Origin of the sequence: Amycolatopsis sp. (genome assembly GCF_036008905.1) — a bacterium.
Classification (GTDB): Bacteria; Actinomycetota; Actinomycetes; order Mycobacteriales; family Pseudonocardiaceae; genus Amycolatopsis.
Genome location: NZ_DASYMU010000112.1, coordinates 1 through 1,984, shown reverse-complemented (window position 1 = coordinate 1,984; position 1,984 = coordinate 1). Strand labels below are relative to the sequence as shown.

General features: G+C 68.6%; 4 protein-coding genes. 2 read left to right on the top strand and 2 right to left on the bottom strand.

What is annotated here, in order from left to right; genetic code table 11:
• Nucleotides 1–143 precede the first annotated feature (143 nt).
• Both VGP60_RS20745 and VGP60_RS20740 read right to left on the bottom strand, forming a co-directional pair.
• Complete coding sequence (locus VGP60_RS20745) at nt 144–455, bottom strand: transposase (RefSeq protein WP_414640383.1); 312 nt, start codon at nt 453–455, stop codon at nt 144–146.
• 59 nt (nt 456–514) lie between these two features.
• Complete coding sequence (locus tag VGP60_RS20740) at nt 515–793, bottom strand: hypothetical protein (protein ID WP_327549699.1); 279 nt, start codon at nt 791–793, stop codon at nt 515–517.
• 256 nt (nt 794–1,049) lie between these two features.
• Here VGP60_RS20740 and VGP60_RS20735 point away from each other — a divergent pair, with 256 nt between their 5' ends.
• Complete coding sequence (locus VGP60_RS20735) at nt 1,050–1,655, top strand: 2Fe-2S iron-sulfur cluster-binding protein (protein ID WP_327549698.1); 606 nt, start codon at nt 1,050–1,052, stop codon at nt 1,653–1,655.
• Nucleotides 1,652–1,984 (top strand): FAD binding domain-containing protein (locus VGP60_RS20730; protein ID WP_327549697.1); only part of this gene is annotated, 333 nt, incomplete at its 3' end. The genes VGP60_RS20735 and VGP60_RS20730, both read left to right, overlap by 4 nt.

The window sequence follows — 1,984 nt, the reverse complement described above, 5'->3', positions numbered from 1 at the left end:
GGATCGCCACGATCTCTGCGAGCACCACCGCGTCGGCTCGCTGCCGGTCGGATGGGTGGCGTTGGCGGTCGAGCCAGCCGTAGAAGGTCGACGGTGCGACGCCGAGGACGCGCAGGATCGGGTCGACTCCGAACCGGTCGCTTTCAATACTTCTTCCTTGTCGGGTCCATCTCCTGGGCGAAAGAAGCGCTCGCCGCCTTCAGAATCTCGTTGGCCCGGCGCAGTTCGGCGTTCTCCTTACGGAGTCGGCGCAGTTCCTCGGTCTCTTCGGTGGTGGGCCGGTCGGTGCGCTCGCCGCGGTTGGCCTCGTCTTGGCGGATCCAGTTCCGCAACGCCTCGTGGTGCACGCCCAGCTGCTCGGCCAGCCGGCGGATCACCGGGCGCGGGTGCATCTCCCGATAGAGACGGACAGCGCGTTCACGCAGCTCGTCGGGGTACTTCTTCGGTGCTGCCACAGAGACTCCCTTCACGGCCTACGGCCATGATCGTCGGTCTCCGAGCTACCGGGGGAACCTCACCCCGTCCTCGCGACAGCGTCGCAGGGGAAAAGCACGGTCAACCAGGCCGGCGCACAGGGTTCGAGGGGGCCTTGCCCGGTGAGCGGAGCGACGCAGCACCAGCCGTCCTCAACCGGCCTGCTCGAGCCGGCCGCCGCGGCGCGGCCCGCCGAATCGCACGCGTCCTGCCCGGCCGGGTTGCTCAGCTCGCCCGGCGCATGGCCACGCCGAACCGAATACGAACTCGACCGCGCCCAGCGCTCCGCGCCCCGCATGCTCGCTTCCCATGTTGACACCGTGGCCACCACGAGTCCGGGCGCCCAGAGCCCGGTGACGCCAACCCCGTCCGGACCCCTGGCTCTGCCAGCACGGGATCAGCGCGACAAGGACGAGACCGCCGCCGACGGCGGCATCAACTTCAGACAGGACCGGAGACCGAACGGCCTTCCGCATGCCGGGACGGTCACGGCTCACCCGTCGCGGGTGAGCCCGATCCGGTGGGATCGGGCGACGATGACTCCGCCTCGCATCCGGCCGTCAGGAGGGGAACCGATGACCGAGAACGCAGCTTGGGCGACATCGTCCGGTCTGGCGGGCGGCACTTCGACTGAGGTCGAACGGGGCCGGGACGAGTTCGTTGCACTCTCGGCGATCACGCTGAACGTGAACGGTCGTGGGCTGCGCCTCGAGGTGGATACGCGTACCTCGCTGCTGGACGCGCTGCGCGAGCATCTGCGCTTGACCGGGACGAAGAAGGGGTGCGACCACGGTCAGTGCGGCGCTTGCACGGTGCTGGTCAACGGGCGGCGCATCTACTCGTGTCTGGCGCTTGCCGTGATGCACGAGGACGACGAGATCGTGACGATCGAAGGCCTGGGTGAGCCCGGCGATCTGCACCCGGTGCAGGCCGCCTTTGTCGAGTGCGACGGCTTCCAGTGCGGCTATTGCACCCCCGGTCAGATCTGCTCCGCCGTCGGCATGCTCGCGGAAGCGGTAGCGGGGTGGCCCAGCCACGTCACGGCGGACGTGTCGTCCCCGCAGATCGCGTTGAGCGGTGCGGAGATCCGCGAGCGGATGAGCGGCAACATCTGTCGGTGCGCCGCCTATCCGAACATCGTCGCGGCCATCCGTGTCGTTTCCGAAGGGGGCCCGGCATGAGGTCCTTCACCTACGAGCGGGCGACGGATGCCCGGGCCGCTGTGGCTGCGGTGTCGCGGCCGGGTGCGAAGTTCATCAGTGGCGGCACGAATCTGCTGGATCTGATGAAGCTGGAGGTCGAGCGGCCGAGTCATCTGGTCGACATCAGCCGGCTTCCGTTGCGGGGCATCGAGGAGCTTCCGGATGGGGGAGTGCGAATCGGTGCCCAGGCGGCGAACTCCGACACCGCTGCCGATGTGCTGGTGCGGAGCCGGTACCCGGTGTTGTCGCAGGCGCTGGTGGCCGGCGCGTCGGGACAGTTGCGCAACAAGGCGTCGATCGGCGGGAAT